Annotated in this window: 19 protein-coding genes; 9 read left to right on the top strand and 10 right to left on the bottom strand. The window is 72.8% G+C overall.

Features of this window, described 5'->3' with window-relative positions; genetic code table 11:
* Positions 1-10 precede the first annotated feature (10 nt).
* The gene (locus tag PSD17_RS33915) at positions 11-292 is read left to right on the top strand and encodes a hypothetical protein (RefSeq protein ID WP_041759186.1); all 282 of its coding nucleotides are present in this window, start codon (positions 11-13) and stop codon (positions 290-292) included.
* Positions 293-383: 91 nt separating this feature from the next.
* On the top strand, positions 384-1,454 hold the full coding sequence (locus PSD17_RS33910; RefSeq protein WP_013672582.1) for a GNAT family N-acetyltransferase: 1,071 nt from the start codon (positions 384-386) through the stop codon (positions 1,452-1,454).
* Between the two features lie 10 nt (positions 1,455-1,464).
* Here PSD17_RS33910 and arsC read toward each other — a convergent pair whose 3' ends face one another.
* Positions 1,465-1,824 carry an arsenate reductase (glutaredoxin) gene (gene arsC, locus PSD17_RS33905; protein ID WP_013672581.1) on the bottom strand — a complete coding sequence of 120 codons (360 nt, stop codon included), beginning with the start codon at positions 1,822-1,824 and terminating at the stop codon, positions 1,465-1,467.
* Between the two features lie 28 nt (positions 1,825-1,852).
* On the opposite strand from arsC, the gene PSD17_RS33900 reads away from it, so the two are divergent.
* Positions 1,853-2,242 (top strand): DCC1-like thiol-disulfide oxidoreductase family protein, encoded by a 390-nt coding sequence (locus tag PSD17_RS33900; RefSeq protein WP_339126221.1) that lies wholly within the window; start codon positions 1,853-1,855, stop codon positions 2,240-2,242.
* Between the two features lie 35 nt (positions 2,243-2,277).
* Here the strand turns inward: PSD17_RS33900 and PSD17_RS33895 are convergent, their stop codons facing one another.
* On the bottom strand, positions 2,278-2,424 hold the full coding sequence (locus tag PSD17_RS33895; protein WP_158511281.1) for a hypothetical protein: 147 nt from the start codon (positions 2,422-2,424) through the stop codon (positions 2,278-2,280).
* Positions 2,425-2,559: 135 nt separating this feature from the next.
* The gene (locus tag PSD17_RS33890) at positions 2,560-3,066 is read right to left on the bottom strand and encodes a beta-class carbonic anhydrase (RefSeq protein ID WP_013672579.1); all 507 of its coding nucleotides are present in this window, start codon (positions 3,064-3,066) and stop codon (positions 2,560-2,562) included.
* Positions 3,067-3,152: 86 nt separating this feature from the next.
* Here PSD17_RS33890 and PSD17_RS33885 point away from each other — a divergent pair, with 86 nt between their 5' ends.
* A complete protein-coding gene (locus tag PSD17_RS33885) occupies positions 3,153-4,325 on the top strand; it encodes a hypothetical protein (protein WP_339126220.1) in 1,173 nt (390 codons plus the stop codon).
* A 15-nt stretch (positions 4,326-4,340) separates the two neighbouring features.
* On the opposite strand, the gene PSD17_RS33880 is transcribed toward PSD17_RS33885, so the two are convergent.
* Both PSD17_RS33880 and PSD17_RS33875 read right to left on the bottom strand, forming a co-directional pair.
* Positions 4,341-5,414 (bottom strand): aspartate-semialdehyde dehydrogenase, encoded by a 1,074-nt coding sequence (locus tag PSD17_RS33880; RefSeq protein WP_013672577.1) that lies wholly within the window; start codon positions 5,412-5,414, stop codon positions 4,341-4,343.
* Entirely contained in the window at positions 5,411-6,676 is a 1,266-nt protein-coding gene (locus tag PSD17_RS33875) for an aspartate kinase (RefSeq protein ID WP_013672576.1), read from the bottom strand. Before PSD17_RS33875 ends, PSD17_RS33880 begins: the two co-directional genes overlap by 4 nt.
* 237 nt (positions 6,677-6,913) lie before the next feature.
* On the opposite strand from PSD17_RS33875, the gene PSD17_RS33870 reads away from it, so the two are divergent.
* Positions 6,914-8,131, top strand: a complete 1,218-nt coding sequence (locus PSD17_RS33870) for a hypothetical protein (protein ID WP_339126219.1) — start codon at positions 6,914-6,916, stop codon at positions 8,129-8,131.
* Positions 8,132-8,174: 43 nt separating this feature from the next.
* Here PSD17_RS33870 and PSD17_RS33865 read toward each other — a convergent pair whose 3' ends face one another.
* Complete coding sequence (locus PSD17_RS33865; protein WP_013672574.1) at positions 8,175-8,477, bottom strand: hypothetical protein; 303 nt, start codon at positions 8,475-8,477, stop codon at positions 8,175-8,177.
* A 299-nt stretch (positions 8,478-8,776) separates the two neighbouring features.
* Here PSD17_RS33865 and leuA point away from each other — a divergent pair, with 299 nt between their 5' ends.
* A complete protein-coding gene (gene leuA, locus PSD17_RS33860) occupies positions 8,777-10,573 on the top strand; it encodes a 2-isopropylmalate synthase (RefSeq protein ID WP_013672573.1) in 1,797 nt (598 codons plus the stop codon).
* Between the two features lie 172 nt (positions 10,574-10,745).
* On the opposite strand, the gene PSD17_RS33855 is transcribed toward leuA, so the two are convergent.
* Together PSD17_RS33855 and PSD17_RS33850 are read right to left on the bottom strand one after the other, a co-directional pair.
* Entirely contained in the window at positions 10,746-10,931 is a 186-nt protein-coding gene (locus tag PSD17_RS33855) for a DUF397 domain-containing protein (RefSeq protein ID WP_013672572.1), read from the bottom strand.
* Positions 10,928-11,824 (bottom strand): helix-turn-helix domain-containing protein, encoded by an 897-nt coding sequence (locus PSD17_RS33850; RefSeq protein ID WP_103383527.1) that lies wholly within the window; start codon positions 11,822-11,824, stop codon positions 10,928-10,930. The genes PSD17_RS33855 and PSD17_RS33850 overlap by 4 nt, the downstream gene beginning before the upstream one ends.
* A gap of 432 nt (positions 11,825-12,256) precedes the next feature.
* On the opposite strand from PSD17_RS33850, the gene PSD17_RS33845 reads away from it, so the two are divergent.
* Positions 12,257-12,439, top strand: coding sequence for a hypothetical protein (locus PSD17_RS33845; RefSeq protein ID WP_013672570.1), 183 nt, complete (start codon positions 12,257-12,259; stop codon positions 12,437-12,439).
* Between the two features lie 151 nt (positions 12,440-12,590).
* Complete coding sequence (locus PSD17_RS33840) at positions 12,591-12,824, top strand: hypothetical protein (protein WP_013672569.1); 234 nt, start codon at positions 12,591-12,593, stop codon at positions 12,822-12,824.
* 28 nt (positions 12,825-12,852) lie between these two features.
* On the opposite strand, the gene recR is transcribed toward PSD17_RS33840, so the two are convergent.
* A complete protein-coding gene (recR, locus tag PSD17_RS33835; protein ID WP_013672568.1) occupies positions 12,853-13,470 on the bottom strand; it encodes a recombination mediator RecR in 618 nt (205 codons plus the stop codon).
* Positions 13,471-13,474: 4 nt separating this feature from the next.
* Entirely contained in the window at positions 13,475-13,795 is a 321-nt protein-coding gene (locus PSD17_RS33830) for a YbaB/EbfC family nucleoid-associated protein (RefSeq protein WP_339126218.1), read from the bottom strand.
* Positions 13,796-13,897: 102 nt separating this feature from the next.
* Here PSD17_RS33830 and PSD17_RS33825 point away from each other — a divergent pair, with 102 nt between their 5' ends.
* On the top strand, positions 13,898-14,728 hold the full coding sequence (locus PSD17_RS33825) for an N-acetylmuramoyl-L-alanine amidase (protein WP_339126217.1): 831 nt from the start codon (positions 13,898-13,900) through the stop codon (positions 14,726-14,728).
* The last annotated feature ends 8 nt before the right edge of the window (positions 14,729-14,736 follow it).

The following is a 14,736-nucleotide window of genomic DNA, read 5'->3' as shown; positions in this document are numbered from 1 at the left end:
ACGTGGTGCCATGGTGGTCGTCGGGAGGGAGGCCGCCATGTGGCTCGTCCGGGGCGTCGACGAGGAGCACCGCTTCCGTGAGTGGCACGAGGCCGTCGAATACCACCGGCTGATGGTGCGCGACTGGGCCGAGCGCCACGGCGACGCCGCCGGCGCCGCCCGGACCGTCGACGACCTGGCGGTGGGCGCGAGCTCGACCGTCGAGTTCCCCGACCCCGAGTGCGGGACCGTCGTGTTCACGCTGGTCTGGGAACGGGCCTGGGTCGGGCTCGAGGGCATCGGCGCCTGCTGAGGGCCACGACGCGCGCCTGCCGCGGCGACGTGGCCATCGCCACGTGTGGCGTCACAACGACGTAGCGCCACCGCAACATCCGCCCGACACGATGGGTCCGTCGGAGGGGGTGGGCGACGTGTCGCTGTGGCGCGTGCACGTGGAGCTGGAGGACCGGCCGGGCAGACTCGGCGAGTTGGCGACGGTCGTCGGCAAGGCGGGCTGCGACATCGTGTCGCTGCACGTCGTCGGCGAGCCGTCCGACGACGGCGCCGTCACCGACGAGTTGCTCGTCCGCGTCCCCGACGACGTCGACGCCGGGACGCTGGTCGACGCGATCGGCTCGGCGGGCATCCCCTGCACGCTGTTGGTGCGGGCGGACGCGGCCGAGCTGTCGGACGCGGCGACGACGGCGCTCGCCCTGGCGCGCATGGTGGCCGCGGACCCCGGCAGCGCACCGCGCGCCGTGGCGACGATGTTGCGGGCCCGGCTCGTCGCCGCCGAGGCTCCCGCCCATCCGCACTCGCACACCCTCCGGGTCGGCGCCCAGCAGGTGCGGCTCGGCCGGGCCTGGCCGTTCACCGCCACGGAGCTGTCCCGGGCCGCGGCGCTGCTGGAGCTGTCCGCGCAGCTCGGCCTGTCCGCACCCCGCCGGGCCGCGCCCTGCGACGACCGCATCCTGCTGCTGCACGACGGCTCCGAGGTCCGGCTGCGCCCGGCGACCGTCGACGACGCGCTGCTCGTCGCCGCGCTGCACGCCCGCTGCTCGCCGGAGACCCGGCTGGCCCGGTTCGGCAGCCCGACGCCGCGCCTCGCGCCCGGCCTGCTGCAGGCCGTGCTCGCCGGGGAGAACGGCGGCCAAGCCGTGCTCGCGTCGACCGCCGAGGGCGGCAGCGCCGTCGGGCTCGTGACGCTGCAGGACCGGCAGGACGACACACTGATGCTGACGGTCGTCGTCGAGGACGCGTGGCAGGGCCGCGGGCTCGGTACCGCGCTGGTGCGCCGCGCCGTCGACCTCGCGCTCACCGCGGGGGCCGAGGCGATCGCGGCGTCGTCGGCCGTGGGCGGGGACATGCGGCTGGCCCGGCTGCTGCGCCGGGCCGGGCTGCGCCCCACCGCACGGCTGATCGGCGACTCCGTCGTCGTGCGCGCGCCGCTCGTGACGGCAGCGGTCGCGGGCTGAGCCCGGCCGCTCAGCCCAGCAGGTCCAGCACCTTCTCCGGCGGCCTGCCGACCACGGCCCGATCCCCCACGACGACGATCGGACGCTCGACCAGGATCGGGTTGGCGGCCATGGCGTCGAGCAGGGCGTCCCGGTCGGCGTCGGCGAGCCCGAGCTCCTTGTAGCGGGCCTCACCGGTCCGCACGATCGCCCGCGGGTCGTCGGTGCCGAGCTTGCGCAGGACGTCCTCGAGGTCGGCACGGGTCGGGGCGTCGTCGAGGTAGCGGACGATCTCCGGATCGACGCCGCGCTCGGCGAGCAGGGCCAGCGCACCGCGGCTCTTCGAGCAGCGCGGGTTGTGCCAGACGACGGGACGGTCTTCGGTGGTCACGCCCGGATCGTAGGCGCATGATCGCGGCATGGACGTCCTCGCCGGCACGCTCGTCTTCGACGGCGACTGCGGGTTCTGCACCCGCAGCCTCGGCTGGCTGCGGCTGCTCGACGCGCACGCCCGCATCGCCACCGTCCCGTTCCAGCGCCCGGACGCCGCCGCGCTGGTCGACGCCACCCCACAGCAGTGCCGCGCGGAGGTGCGGTGGAAGGGTGCCGACGGCGCCACGGCGGGCGGGTCCGCGGCTGTCGCCGCGGCGCTGTCGGTGGCGCTGCAGCGCGGCTGGCCCCGCGCGCTGCACGCCCGCACCGCGCGGGCCCAGGACACGGTCTACCGCTGGGTGGCCCGCCACCGCTCACGCCTGCCGGGCACGACCCCCTGGTGCATCCGCCATCCGGCGGACTGTGGGCGCGGCTGACGGGCGACGGCCGTCAGCCAGGGGTCCGGCGCCGCTCAGCGCCGCAACCGGGCCCATGAGCGGTTCCGTCCGGACCGCTCGGCGGCCGGGCGACACCTCGCGCACACGCCGTGGAAGACGATCTCGACCTCGTCGACGGCGTAGCCCGCGTCGTCGACCAGATCCGGGCACGTGCCGGCCACCGACCGATCCCCGAGATCGGACCTGCTCCCGCACGCCCGGCACACGAGCGACACCGTTCGACCTGCCACCCGTTCGGCTTACCAGGTGACGCGACGCACAGTCCCCGGCCGTCTCACATCGATACGTCGCGGGGCTCAGTCCTGGCTGTCGACCTCCTGCAGGACGAACGACTCGATGTCGAGCACGAAGCCCCGCACCCGCGTGTCCGGGTGCAGGAACGGGTCGTGCCGCAGCTGCGCGAGGTCGCGGCGCACGCTCACCATCGGATCGCGGAACGCGTGGGTCCGCCACGGCGGCCGCATCCCCGTCTCGACGGCCAGCTCCTCGGAGAAGTCGTCGTCGGTGAAGGTCGCCAGACCACAACCGCTGTGCTGGACGAGCAGGATGTCCCTGGTCCCGAGCTTGCGCTGGCTGATCGTCAGCGAGCGGATCACGTCGTCGGTGACGACGCCACCCGCGTTCCGCAGCACGTGCACCTCCCCCAGCTTGAGCCCGAAGAGGGTGAACGTGTCGATCCGGGAGTCCATGCACGTGACCAGAGCGGTCTTCAGGGCCGGGGGGACCGCGAGGCCCTCGGCGGCGGCAGCGGCGAGGTGGCCGCCGCCGGCCTCGTAACGACGGATCAGTTCTTCGTTGCTCACGCGGCAGAACGTTATCGGCGCCGCGACGATCTCGCGTTACCGTTGTGACCTGCTCGGGCGGTACGGAACGGACGGGGGGAGGCGCGGTGAGCGCGACCGACACCCCGGTCGCGACGCCCGATCCCGCGCGCCGGGCCGCCCTCGTCGCCGCGCTCGCGCCCGCGGGCGTCTATCTGGCGATCCGGGTCGTCGGCGTCCTGGTGCTGGTATGGCTGTCCTACGCCCACGGCCTCGACCCGGTCGCCCGGCTCCGCGCATGGGACGGCGACTGGATGATCGCGATCGCCGAGCACGGCTACTCCGGCATCCCCGACACGATGCTCGACGGGCACGGCAGGCACACACCGTTCACCGCGCTCGCGTTCTTCCCCGGCTATCCCGCGACGATCGCCGTGTTCGCGCCGCTGCTCGGGGGCAACGAGGTCGCGGCGGCGCTCGTCGTGTCACTGCTGGCGGGCGTCGCGTGCGCCTACGCGCTGACCCGGCTGGGCGAGCTCGTCCCCGGTGGATCACGGCGTGTGGGGCTGCTGCTGACGGCCCTCTTCGCCGCCGCACCGATGGCCGTCACGCTGAACATGGCCTACACCGAGGCGCTGTTCTGCGCGCTCGCGGCATGGTCGCTCGTCGGCCTCCTGGAACGACGCTGGCTGCTCGCCGGCGCGGCCTGCGCGCTGGCGGGGGTCGTCCGCCCGACGGCGGAGGCGCTGGTGCTGGCCGTCGTCGCCGTCGCCGCGGTCGCGCTCGTCGGCCGACGCGACGGGTGGCGGCCACTGGGCGCCGCGCTGCTGGCCGCGAGCGGCATCGGCGGCTACCTGGCCTACGTGGCGGTGCGGACGGGCGAGCTCGGCGGCTGGTTCACCGTGCAGAGCACGGGCTGGGACGGCGGCGTCGACGGCGGCGTCGCCGTCGTCCGGCAGCTCGGGGAGACGCTCGCCGGCCGGCACGGGACCGTCTACGACATCGCGATCCTCGTCGTGCTCGTCGGCGCGGTCGTCCTGCTCGCGCTGTGCGTCCCGGCGCGGGTGCCGTGGCCGCTGGTGCTCTACGGCGCCGCCGTCGTCGCGACGGTGTGGCTGTCGTCGGGCGTCATGGCCTCGAAGGTGCGGCTGCTGCTGCCCGCGTTCGTGTTGCTGCTGCCGATGGCGCTCGGCCTGGCCCGGCGCCGCCCCGCGACGGCGTGGGCCGTCCTCGCGGTGGCGACGCTGGCCTCGGCCTGGTTCGGCGCCTACTCCCTCACGATCTGGAAGTACGCGATCTGACGTCCCGTGAGCGACTCAGAGCGACGCGGCGACCGTCTCGGCGATCTCGTAGGTGTTCAGCGCGGCACCCTTGCGCAGGTTGTCCCCGCACACGAACAGCTCCAGGGTGTTCGGGAAGTCCAGCGCCTGCCGGATCCGCCCCACCCAGGTCGGGTCGTCGCCGACGACGTCGGCCGGGGTCGGCCACCGGCCCGCGGCCGGGTCGTCGGCCAGCACGATCGTCGGCTGCTCGGAGAGCACCTTGCGGGCGCCCTCGACGGTCACCTCGCGCCCGAACGTCGCGTGCACCGCCAGCGCGTGGGTGGTGACGACGGGAACGCGCACGCACGTCGCCGACACCTTCAGGTCGGGGATGCCGAGGATCTTGCGCGACTCGTTGCGGACCTTCAGCTCCTCCGACGACCAGCCATCGTCCTTGAGCGAGCCCGCCCACGGGACGACGTTGAGCGCCAGCGGCGCGGGGAACGGCGAGTCGGTGCCGAGACCGGCCTCGGCGAGCGCCGCCGCGACGTCGCCACCGTGCTGCCCGACGTTCTTGCCCGCGACGGCCGACAGCTCGGCCTGCAGGCGGTCGATGCCGGGCTGACCGGCACCCGAGGCCGCCTGGTACGACGCCACGACGAGCGCCTCCAGACCGAACTCGCGGTGCAGCGCACCCATCGCGGCCATCATCGACAGTGTCGTGCAGTTGGGGTTGGCGATGATGCCCTTGGGCCGGTCGGCGGCCTTGTCCGCGTTGACCTCCGGCACCACCAGCGGCACGTCGGGGTCCATCCGGAACGCGCCGGAGTTGTCGACGGCGACCGCGCCCCGCGCCGCGGCGATCGGCGCCCATTCGGCGCTGATCTCGTCGGGGACGTCGAACAGCGCGATGTCGACGCCGTCGAAGACCTCCGGCTCGAGCAGCCGGACGGTGACGTCCTCGCCGCGGACCTTCAGCACCTTGCCCGCCGAGCGGGCCGACGCGACGAGCCGGATCTCGCTCCACGGCACGGACTCGCGCGCGTCGATGATGTCGATCATCGTGGTGCCGACGGCACCGGTGGCGCCGACGATCGCGACGACCGGCCCGTTCCCGGCGGCGGTCATCGTCCGGTCCCTGCGTACACGACGGCCTCCTCGTCGCCACCCAGGTCGAACGCGTCGTGCAGGGCACGGACGGCACCGTCGAGCTGGTCGGCGCGGCAGATCACCGAGATGCGGATCTCGGAGGTGTTCATGGTCTCGATGTTCACGCCGGCGCTGGACAGCGCCTCACAGAAGGTGGCGGTGACGCCGGGGTGGTTGCGCATGCCCGCGCCGACCAGCGACACCTTGCCGACCTCGGGGTCGTACACGACCTCGTCGAACCCGATGTCGTTCTTGGCCCCCTCCAGCGCGGCGACGGCGCGCGGGCCGTCGGCGCGGGGCAGCGTGAACGTGATGTCGGTGGTGCCGACGGACTCGTGGGAGATGTTCTGCAGCACCATGTCGATGTTGATCTCGGCATCGGCGACGGTGCGGAAGATCCGGGCCGCCATGCCGGGCGTGTCGGGCACACCCGTGACGGTGATCTTGGCCTCGGAACGGTCGTGCGCGACCCCGGTCAGGATCGGGTTCTCCAACGGAATCTCCTCGATCGAACCGGCGACCAGGGTCCCCGGCTTGTCGTTGTACGAGCTGCGCACCCGCAGCGGCACGTTGTAACGGCGGGCGTACTCGACGGCGCGCAGGTGCAGGACCTTCGCGCCGGAGGCCGCCATCTCCAGCATCTCCTCGTACGTCACGGTGTCGAGGTGCTGCGCGTCGGGCACGATCCGCGGGTCGGCGGAGAAGATGCCGTCGACGTCGGTGTAGATCTCGCAGACGTCGGCCTCGAGCGCCGCGGCCAGCGCGACGGCGGTCGTGTCCGACCCGCCGCGGCCCAGCGTCGTGATGTCCTTGGAGTCCTCGCTCATCCCCTGGAAGCCGGCGACGAGGACGATCGAGCCCTCGTCGAGCGCGCTGCGCAGCCGACCCGGGTTGACCTGCACGATCCGGGCGTCGCCGTGCTTGGACGTGGTGAGCATCCCGGCCTGCGAACCGGTGAACGAGCGGGCCTCGGCACCCAGGGCGTGGATCGCCATCGCGACCAGCGCGTTGGAGATCCGCTCACCCGCGGTGAGCAGCATGTCCATCTCACGGGCGGGCGGGGCGGGCGAGATCTGCTCGGCGAGGTCGGTCAGCTCGTCGGTCGTGTCCCCCATCGCGGAGACGACGACCACGACGTCGTGGCCCTCTTTGCGGGTCCGGACGATCCGTTCCGCGACCTTCTTGATGCGGTCCGCGTCCTGAACCGACGATCCGCCGTACTTCTGCACGACGAGGGCCACTCCGACCTCCTGTCTCACGCCGCGGCCGGGTGCCGGCGACGTCTTCGGTCTGTCCTCCGCGACGGATCGACAACGACGAGAGGTCCCCACGACCGCCTGCCGGCACGCCGACCACTCTCGAGGAGCTGGTCGGGAGCCCAGCCTACCGGCGCCGAGCAGCGCCGTTAACCTCGATGACCGATGCCACAGACACCGACGGCGCCCCGCCCCCGCTCGCGGGGTGTGCCGGGGGCCGGCGTGAGTCCGGACACGTCGCCCGCGCGGGCGCGCCGAGGGGTCACGACGACCCCTCTTCCCGCGCTGCCCGCCGGTCCCGTGCTGCGGTCCGCGCTCGCCCCCGCCGGGGTCTACCTGCTCGTGCGGGCGGTCGGGACGGCCCTGCTCGTACTGCTCACCGAGGCCAACGGCGAGCACCTCGGCGACCGGCTCGGATCGTGGGACGGGCACTGGTTCCTCGGCATCGCCCAGGGCGGCTACGGCGGCGTGCCGCGGGGACTCGTCGACGCCGAGGGCGTGCGCTCGGCCGCCACCCCGCTCGCGTTCTTCCCCGGCTACCCCGCTCTCGTCGCGACGACACGCTTCCTCACCGGCCTGCCCATGCTGGCGGCGGCCGTCGTCGTGACGCTGGCGGCCGGGGTCGTCGCCGCGTACGCCGTCGCGCGGATCGGCCGGGCCGTCCCGGGCGGGTCGGCGCGGGCAGGGCTGGTGCTCGTCGCGCTGTTCGGCGCGGCCCCGATGTCGGTCGTGCTGTCGATGGCCTACTCCGAGGCGCTGTTCTGCGCCTGCGCGGCCTGGACGCTCGTGTTCGTCCTCGAGCGCCGCTGGGCCGCCGCCGGTCTCGGCTGCCTCGCCGCGGGCCTCGTCCGCCCGACCGCCGCGGCGCTGCTGATCGTGGTGCTCGTGTCGGCGGGCGCGGCGCTGCACCGTCGCGACGACGGCGGCCGGCCGTGGGCCGCCGTCGCGATCGCCCCGCTCGGGCTGCTCGGCTACCTGGCGTGGGTGGGCGCGCGGACCGGCTCGCCGACGGGCTGGTTCGCCGTGCAGTCCCGCGGCTGGGGGTCGCGTTTCGACGGCGGCGCCTCGACCCTGCACTTCGCCGGGACGGTGCTGGCGTCGGCGCCGTCGCTGCTGGAGGTGGGGACGGTGGTCGCGCTGGTGGTGGCGGTCGTACTCCTCGGCGTGTGCCTGCGCGACGCCGCCGCGGGCACCCTGCCCTGGCCGCTGTTCTGCTACGGGCTGCTCGTCGTCGCGATGGACGTCGGGAGCGCGGGGGTGATGGCGTCGAAGGCCCGGCTGCTGCTCCCGGCGTTCACGCTGGTGGTGCCGGTGGCCGTCGGGCTGGCGCGGCTGGCCGGCCGGCACCGCGTCGCGGCGGCCGGGATCCTTGCGGGGGTGGTGCTGGTCTCGGCGTGGTTCGGCGCCTACGCGGTCGCCATCTGGCCGGCGGCGATCTGACCGGCCGCCGCGCCCCGGCCTGCGGCGATCCGCGCTCCCACGCTCAGGAGACCCGGCGCACCAGCCGGACGACGACCGCCGTGATCAGCCACCAGACGATCGCGGCCACCCCGTAGTTCAGCGTCACGCGCAGCTTGGGCTCGTCGGGCAGGAAGAGGTCGTCGAGCCCCAGGGTGAAGCGGCTCGAGACGTCGGCGACGAACGTCGTCAGCCCGTTGGCCGGGTTCGCGTCGAGCAGCGTCAGCACGATGTGCAGCACCAGGAACGCGACGATGACCATCCCGACGATCCGCAGCGCCGTCGCCAGCATTCCCACGCCGCGACGTGCCGAGGTGCGCACGCTCATGGACCCTCCGCTCGCTCGCTCCGGCTGGTCGTCCCGGGCCGCCATCCTGACACGGCCGGGCGCCGTCGACAGGTCGGCACGGCCGACCGATCGGGTACGTCGGTCCCGCACGGTCCGAGATCCGGATCCCGCCATCCGGGAGCCGGTTGCCAACGTGTGGGCGCAGGGGGCTACAGTCGACGCCATGGCGCGCCTGCTCCTTCGCCGCCGCGGCGGGGTCTGACCGACCGGCCCCTCGTCGCGGTGTGTGGTGTGCCCGCCGGTCACCACAGCCCGGCCGCACCGAGGAGCACCCCGCAATGAGCATCTCCCCCGACGCGTATACCTCGTCGTCGACGAGCCGCGTACGGACCCCGTCGAATCCCGCGCCCGCGGACCAGCCGCCGTGGAACCCGCAGCGCGGCTCGCACCTGCCGTTCCACCGCTACCGCCCGTTCCACGAGATGGTCGAGCCGGTGTCGCTGCCCGACCGCACGTGGCCCGACACGCGGATCACCAAGGCGCCGTTGTGGTGCGCGGTCGACCTGCGCGACGGCAACCAGGCCCTGATCGACCCGATGAGCCCGGCCCGCAAGCGCCGGATGTTCGAGCTGCTGGTCCGCATGGGCTACAAGGAGATCGAGGTCGGCTTCCCGGCCGCGAGCCAGACCGACTTCGACTTCGTCCGCGAGATCATCGAGGGCGACGCGATCCCCGACGATGTCACGATCCAGGTGCTGACCCAGGCCCGCCCCGAGCTCATCGAGCGGACGTACGAGGCCTGTGAGGGCGCGCCGCGCGCGATCGTCCACCTGTACAACTCGACGTCGATCCTGCAGCGTCGCGTCGTCTTCCGCTCCGACCGCACGGGCATCACCAAGATCGCCACCGACGGCGCCGAGGACGTGCTGCGGTTCTCGGAGAAGTACCCGAACACCGACTGGCGCTTCGAGTACTCCCCCGAGTCCTACACCGGCACCGAGCTGCAGTACGCCGTCGACATCTGCAACGCGGTCAGCGAGATCTGGCAGCCGACGCCCGAGGCGCCGATGATCGTCAACCTGCCGGCGACGGTCGAGATGGCCACGCCCAACGTCTACGCCGACTCCATCGAGTGGATGCACCGCAACCTGGCGCGGCGCGAGGGCATCGTCCTGTCGCTGCACCCGCACAACGACCGCGGCACCGGCGTCGCCGCGGCCGAGCTGGGCTACCAGGCGGGCGCCGACCGCATCGAGGGCTGCCTGTTCGGCAACGGCGAGCGCACCGGCAACGTCGACCTGGTGACGTTGGGGATGAACCTGTTCACCCAGGGCATCGACCCGCAGATCGACTTCTCCGACATCGACGAGATCCGGCGCACCGTCGAGTACTGCAACCAGCTGCCCGTCGCCGAACGCCACCCCTGGGGCGGCGACCTGGTCTACACGGCCTTCTCCGGCAGCCACCAGGACGCGATCAACAAGGGCTTCCAGGCGATGGAGGCCGACGCGACCGAGGCCGGCGTCGCCGTCGACGACTTCCGCTGGGAGGTCCCGTACCTGCCCGTCGACCCGAAGGACATCGGCCGCACCTACGAGGCCGTCATCCGGGTGAACTCGCAGTCCGGCAAGGGCGGCGTCGCCTACATCATGAAGGCCGAGCACCAGCTCGACCTGCCGCGCCGGCTGCAGATGGAGTTCTCCAAGGTCATCCAGAACTACACCGACACCGAAGGCGGCGAGGTCACGCCCAAGGAGATGCGCGACGCGTTCGACGTGGAGTACCTCGACCGCGTCACGCCGCTGAAGCTGCTGCGCCACACGCTCTCCAGCGACGGCGAGGGCCGCGACGAGATCACCGCGACCGTGCGCGTCGAGAACGAGGTGCACGAGATCTCCGGCAGCGGCAACGGGCCGATCGCGGCCTTCGTGGACGCGTTGGCGGGCATCGGGTTCGACGTACGGGTGCTCGACTACCACGAGCACGCCCTCTCGTCGGGCGACGACGCCCGTGCCGCCGCCTATGTCGAGTGCACGATCGAGGACAAGGTGCTCTGGGGCGTCGGCGTCGACAGCTCCATCGTCAGCGCGTCGCTCAAGGCGGTCGTCTCGGCCGTGAACCGCGCGATGCGCTGACCCGAAGAACGTGGCCACCGCCCCGCGCGATCCGCGGGGCGGGTGGTCCCTCACGGCCGCACGCGCAGTGACGATCTCACCCGCGACGGCCGACGGCCCGGGAGGGGCGGACGATCGGTCCGCCCTCCCGGGCCGCTGTGTCTGATTACTCCGCGTGACGCTCGGGGTGGCGTCAGGCGGGGTCGAACTCTCCGGCCTTGACCCCGGCGACGAATGCTTCCCATTCCTCGCGGGTGAACGTCAGAGCACCCTGGTCGCGGTCCTTGCTGTCGCGCACCAGCATCGTGCCCTCGGGGCCGCGCCCGATCTCGACACAGTCGCCGTAATTGCAGAAAGAACTCGTGACGAACTCGATCACAGCCCACCCTCCCCTGATTCGTAGCGGTGAAGATACTCACGGATCAACGCCTCCGACGCGGGGGGTGGTAACGCTTTGGACACCACGTCGGCGTAGACCTCTTTGTACAGCTTCACGTCCTCGGTCGACTCCAGGTAGGAGTCCCCGCCGTGCCCCTCGATGTAGACGAGGTCGTCGAGCGGTTCCCGCAGTTCCAGCAGCGTGAACTGGCCGAGGTGCGCCCGGTGGAACCCGGCATCGAAGGCGAGGACCCGCACGTCGACAGTGGACATGGCCGCCTTCTCGAGTACGACCGCCAGCTGTTCGCGCATCAGTTCGGGACCGCCGACGACACGCCGGAGCAACGCCTCGTCGAGCACCGCGGACAACTGCAGCGGCGCCTCGTCGCGGGTGAGCGCCCGCTGCCGTTCCATCCGGAGCTCGACGAGCCTGTCGATCTCGGCCGACAGGTGGTGCGGGAGTAGCGCGGCGAGCATCTCGCGCGCGTACGCGGCCGTCTGCAACAGGCCGGGGAGGATCATCCCGGTGAACAGCCGGACGGCGATCGCCTCGGTCTCGAGGGCGGGGTAGCGGCCGGGTGAGTCGAGGACGAACTTCTCGGCCTGGACACCCTCCGTGTACGGCTCCCACCACCCCTGCTGTCGGCCTTCACGGGCCAGTCGCAGGAGCATGTCACGCTCCGTGCCGGCGGTGACGCCGTAGATGCGCATCAGTTCGCGGACGTCGGGCAGCTTCGGGATGCCCTTGCCGTTCTCCAGCCGGGAGATCTTCGAGGTCGAGCACGTCATCTCGCGGGCGACGTCCTCGAGGTGCAGACCCGCCTTGCTCCGCAGCCGCCGGAGCTCGGCGCCGAGGCGTCGCCTGGGGCCGGCGGGACCGTGCGCTTCGGCCATCTCGTCTTCCTGACAGCTGCGGGGGGCTGGGCCGGTTGCGGGGCGTGGAGCCCCGGAAGCCTACGGGATGTGAATGCCTCGTGCAATCTCATCAATTTGCAATTGCATGACGGGCTGTCATCGGGCATTCTCAGTACGTCGACACGATTCGCCCCCGCATCAACGGAGGCGGTGCCGACCAGGAGGGAGGCTCCGATGCGCGACACGAGCGACACCGCGACGGCCTCCCCGGACGCGCTCCTCCAGCCTTCGGGAGCCACGCCCGCGAACCGGGCGTTCCGGCTGCCGCACCCGTCCCGGCCCACGCCGGGAGCACCGACCTCCCGGCGACCGGCCGGGTCAGGAGATCACGGGAAGGGGCTACACGATGAAGAAGGCACACCCGGCTGACCGCACGGTTCCCGCCGTTCCGCGCCGCGGCAGGTGGTCGCCATGATCACGATGTTGCTGATCGGCTTCGCCGCCCTCGTCGCGATCGCGGTGATCGTGGGCATCGTCGACGCCGCTCGCTCCGCCGACCGGCGCTTCACCGCCTCCGAGCGCCGCATGGCCTGGGAACGTCGCCAGCAGTACCAGTCCGCGACGGGCTCGGCCCGGGCGGACGAGGACGACTGATCGGGTCGGGTGCCGGCGGGGGGTCGGCACCACGACGGGCCGCCGAGCATCCGCCCGGCGGCCCCTCCCTCCGCGGCCGGTCGCCGCGGGTCCCCGAACGGGTCGTCGTCGACGGGCCGGGTGACCGGTCCGCTCCCGGGAGGTGGTCACGATGAGCATCCTTCTCGCCGTGTCGATCGCCGCGATGGCGGTCGTGTCGGCACTGATCGGCCGCATGATCGCGAAGGAAGAGGTCGAGGCACAGCGCGAGCGCCAGGCCCGCAAGCAGTGGGATCTCTACCGCTGGGAGCAGGAGCTGATCAACACCGCGGAGCTGCGCGGCTGCCCCTCCTGCTCGCTGCTGCGGCGTCGCGCCGACCTGCAGGGCCACGCACCCGAGGGCTGACGCCACGGGAGCGCAGCGGGAGGACGCGTCAGAGTGCGCGGCGGCCGGAGAGCGCCCGTCCGAGCGTGAGCTCGTCGGCGAACTCCAGGTCGCCGCCCATCGGCAGCCCCGCCGCGGGGCGCGACACCGTCAGCCCGGGGAAGTCGCGCAGCAGCCGGACCAGGTACGTGGCCGTCGCCTCCCCCTCGGTGTTGGGGTCGGTCGCGATGATGACCTCGGCGATCTCGGTCTCGTCGGACGCCGGGCCCGTCCCGCCGAGCCGGGCGAGCAGCTCTCGGATCTTCAGCGAGTCGGGGCCGATGCCCCCCAACGGATCCAGCGCCCCGCCCAGGACGTGGTAGCGGCCCTTGAACTCGCGGGTGCGTTCCACGGCGAGGACGTCCTTGGGCTCCTCGACGACGCACACCACCGTCGGGTCCCGCCGCGCGTCGGTGCAGAAGCGGCAGCGTTCGTTCTCCGAGACGTTGCTGCAGACCTCGCAGAACCGCACACCCTGCTTGACCCGCTGGAGCACCTCCTGCAGCCGGGAGACGTCGGCCGGGTCGGCCGCCAGCAGGTGGAACGCGATCCGCTGCGCACTCTTGGGCCCGACGCCCGGCAGCCGGCCCAGCTCGTCGATCAGGTCCTGGACCGGTCCCTCGAACATCGCGTCAGAAGCCGGGCAGGCCCAGGCCGCCCGCGCCGCCGCCGAGACCGCCCGCGAGCGGCCCCATCTTCTGTGCCTGCTCCTGCTGCGCGGCCGCGCTCGCTTCCTGGAACGCGCCGACGAGCAGGTCCTGCAGGGTCTCCACGTCGTCGGGGTCGACGATCTTGGGGTCGATCTTGACGTTGCGGATCTCGCCCGCCGCCGTCATGGTGATCTCGACGAGGCCGTTGCCCGCCTGGCCCGTCACCTCGGTCACCTGCAGCTCCTGCTGCGCCGCGACGAGCTGCTCCTGCATCTTCTGGGCCTGCTGCAGGATCATCGACATGTCTGGCTGACCCGGTTGCACCAGCGCTCTCCCGTCATTCTCGCCGCGTGTCCGCTGCGGACGACGCCCGGTCGCCAGGGTAGCCGTGCGAAGCTGTCGGCCGTGTCCGCCCCGAGCCGCGCCGTCGTCGTCCTGCTCGCGGGCGTCCTCCTGGCCGGGTGCGGTGCGGCCGCGTCGGCCCCGACCGCCTCGACCGCTTCACCCGCGCCGGTGTCCGTGTCCGACGCCGTTCCCGTCTCCACGGCCGTGCCGGTTCCCGCGCCCGCGGCACCGCCCGCCCCGAGGGCGCGGCACGTCGTCGTCCTCGACCCGGGCCACAACGGCGGGAACGCCCGCGACCGCGCCGCCGTCAACGCCCCCGTTCCCGACGGGCGGGGCGGCACGAAGCCGTGCAACACCACCGGCACCCAGACCGACGCCGGGTACCCCGAGCACGCGTTCAACTGGGACCTGGCGCTGCGGGTGCGGGACGCGCTCACGGCCAAGGGCGTCACCGTCGTCATGACGCGCGACGACGACACCGGCGTCGGTCCGTGCGTCGACGTCCGTGGCGCGGCCGGGGAGCAGGCGGACGCGGACGCGGTCGTCTCCCTGCACGCCGACGGATCGGCGCCCGGCAACAGGGGCTTCCACGTCGCCTACTCCGATCCGCCGCTCAACGCCGCCCAGTCCGGCCCGGCACACCAACTGTCGGCGGACCTGCGCGACGCGCTGCGCGCGGGCGGGTTCGCGGTCTCGGACTACGTCGGCACGGACGGTCTCTCACCCCGCAGGGACCTGGCCGGACTGAACCTCTCGACGCGCCCCGCCGCCCTCGTGGAGTGCGCGAACATGCGCAACGCGGCGGAGGCGGCCCTGGTCGGCTCCCCGGCGGGGCGCGCCCGGTACGCCGCCGCGATCGCCGCCGGCGTCGAGGCGTTCCTGAACCGCTGACCGGCGCC

Source organism: Pseudonocardia sp. D17 (genome assembly GCF_036984265.1).
GTDB lineage: Bacteria > Actinomycetota > Actinomycetes > Mycobacteriales > Pseudonocardiaceae > Pseudonocardia > Pseudonocardia benzenivorans.
The sequence above is the reverse complement of the archived record's forward strand: the minus strand, read 5'-3'. Positions and strand labels throughout refer to the sequence as shown.

Coding starts and splice junctions, on each gene's coding strand:
- PSD17_RS33915 (WP_041759186.1), top strand. CDS start 11: ATGGTGGTCGTCGGGAGGGAGGCCGCCATGTGGCTCGTCCGGGGCGTC.
- PSD17_RS33910 (WP_013672582.1), top strand. CDS start 384: ATGGGTCCGTCGGAGGGGGTGGGCGACGTGTCGCTGTGGCGCGTGCAC.
- PSD17_RS33900 (WP_339126221.1), top strand. CDS start 1,853: ATGGACGTCCTCGCCGGCACGCTCGTCTTCGACGGCGACTGCGGGTTC.
- PSD17_RS33880 (WP_013672577.1), bottom strand. CDS start 5,414: ATGACCGCCGCCGGGAACGGGCCGGTCGTCGCGATCGTCGGCGCCACC.
- PSD17_RS33865 (WP_013672574.1), bottom strand. CDS start 8,477: ATGAGCGTGCGCACCTCGGCACGTCGCGGCGTGGGAATGCTGGCGACG.
- leuA (WP_013672573.1), top strand. CDS start 8,777: ATGAGCATCTCCCCCGACGCGTATACCTCGTCGTCGACGAGCCGCGTA.
- PSD17_RS33850 (WP_103383527.1), bottom strand. CDS start 11,824: ATGGCCGAAGCGCACGGTCCCGCCGGCCCCAGGCGACGCCTCGGCGCC.
- PSD17_RS33845 (WP_013672570.1), top strand. CDS start 12,257: ATGATCACGATGTTGCTGATCGGCTTCGCCGCCCTCGTCGCGATCGCG.
- PSD17_RS33840 (WP_013672569.1), top strand. CDS start 12,591: ATGAGCATCCTTCTCGCCGTGTCGATCGCCGCGATGGCGGTCGTGTCG.
- recR (WP_013672568.1), bottom strand. CDS start 13,470: ATGTTCGAGGGACCGGTCCAGGACCTGATCGACGAGCTGGGCCGGCTG.
- PSD17_RS33830 (WP_339126218.1), bottom strand. CDS start 13,795: ATGTCGATGATCCTGCAGCAGGCCCAGAAGATGCAGGAGCAGCTCGTC.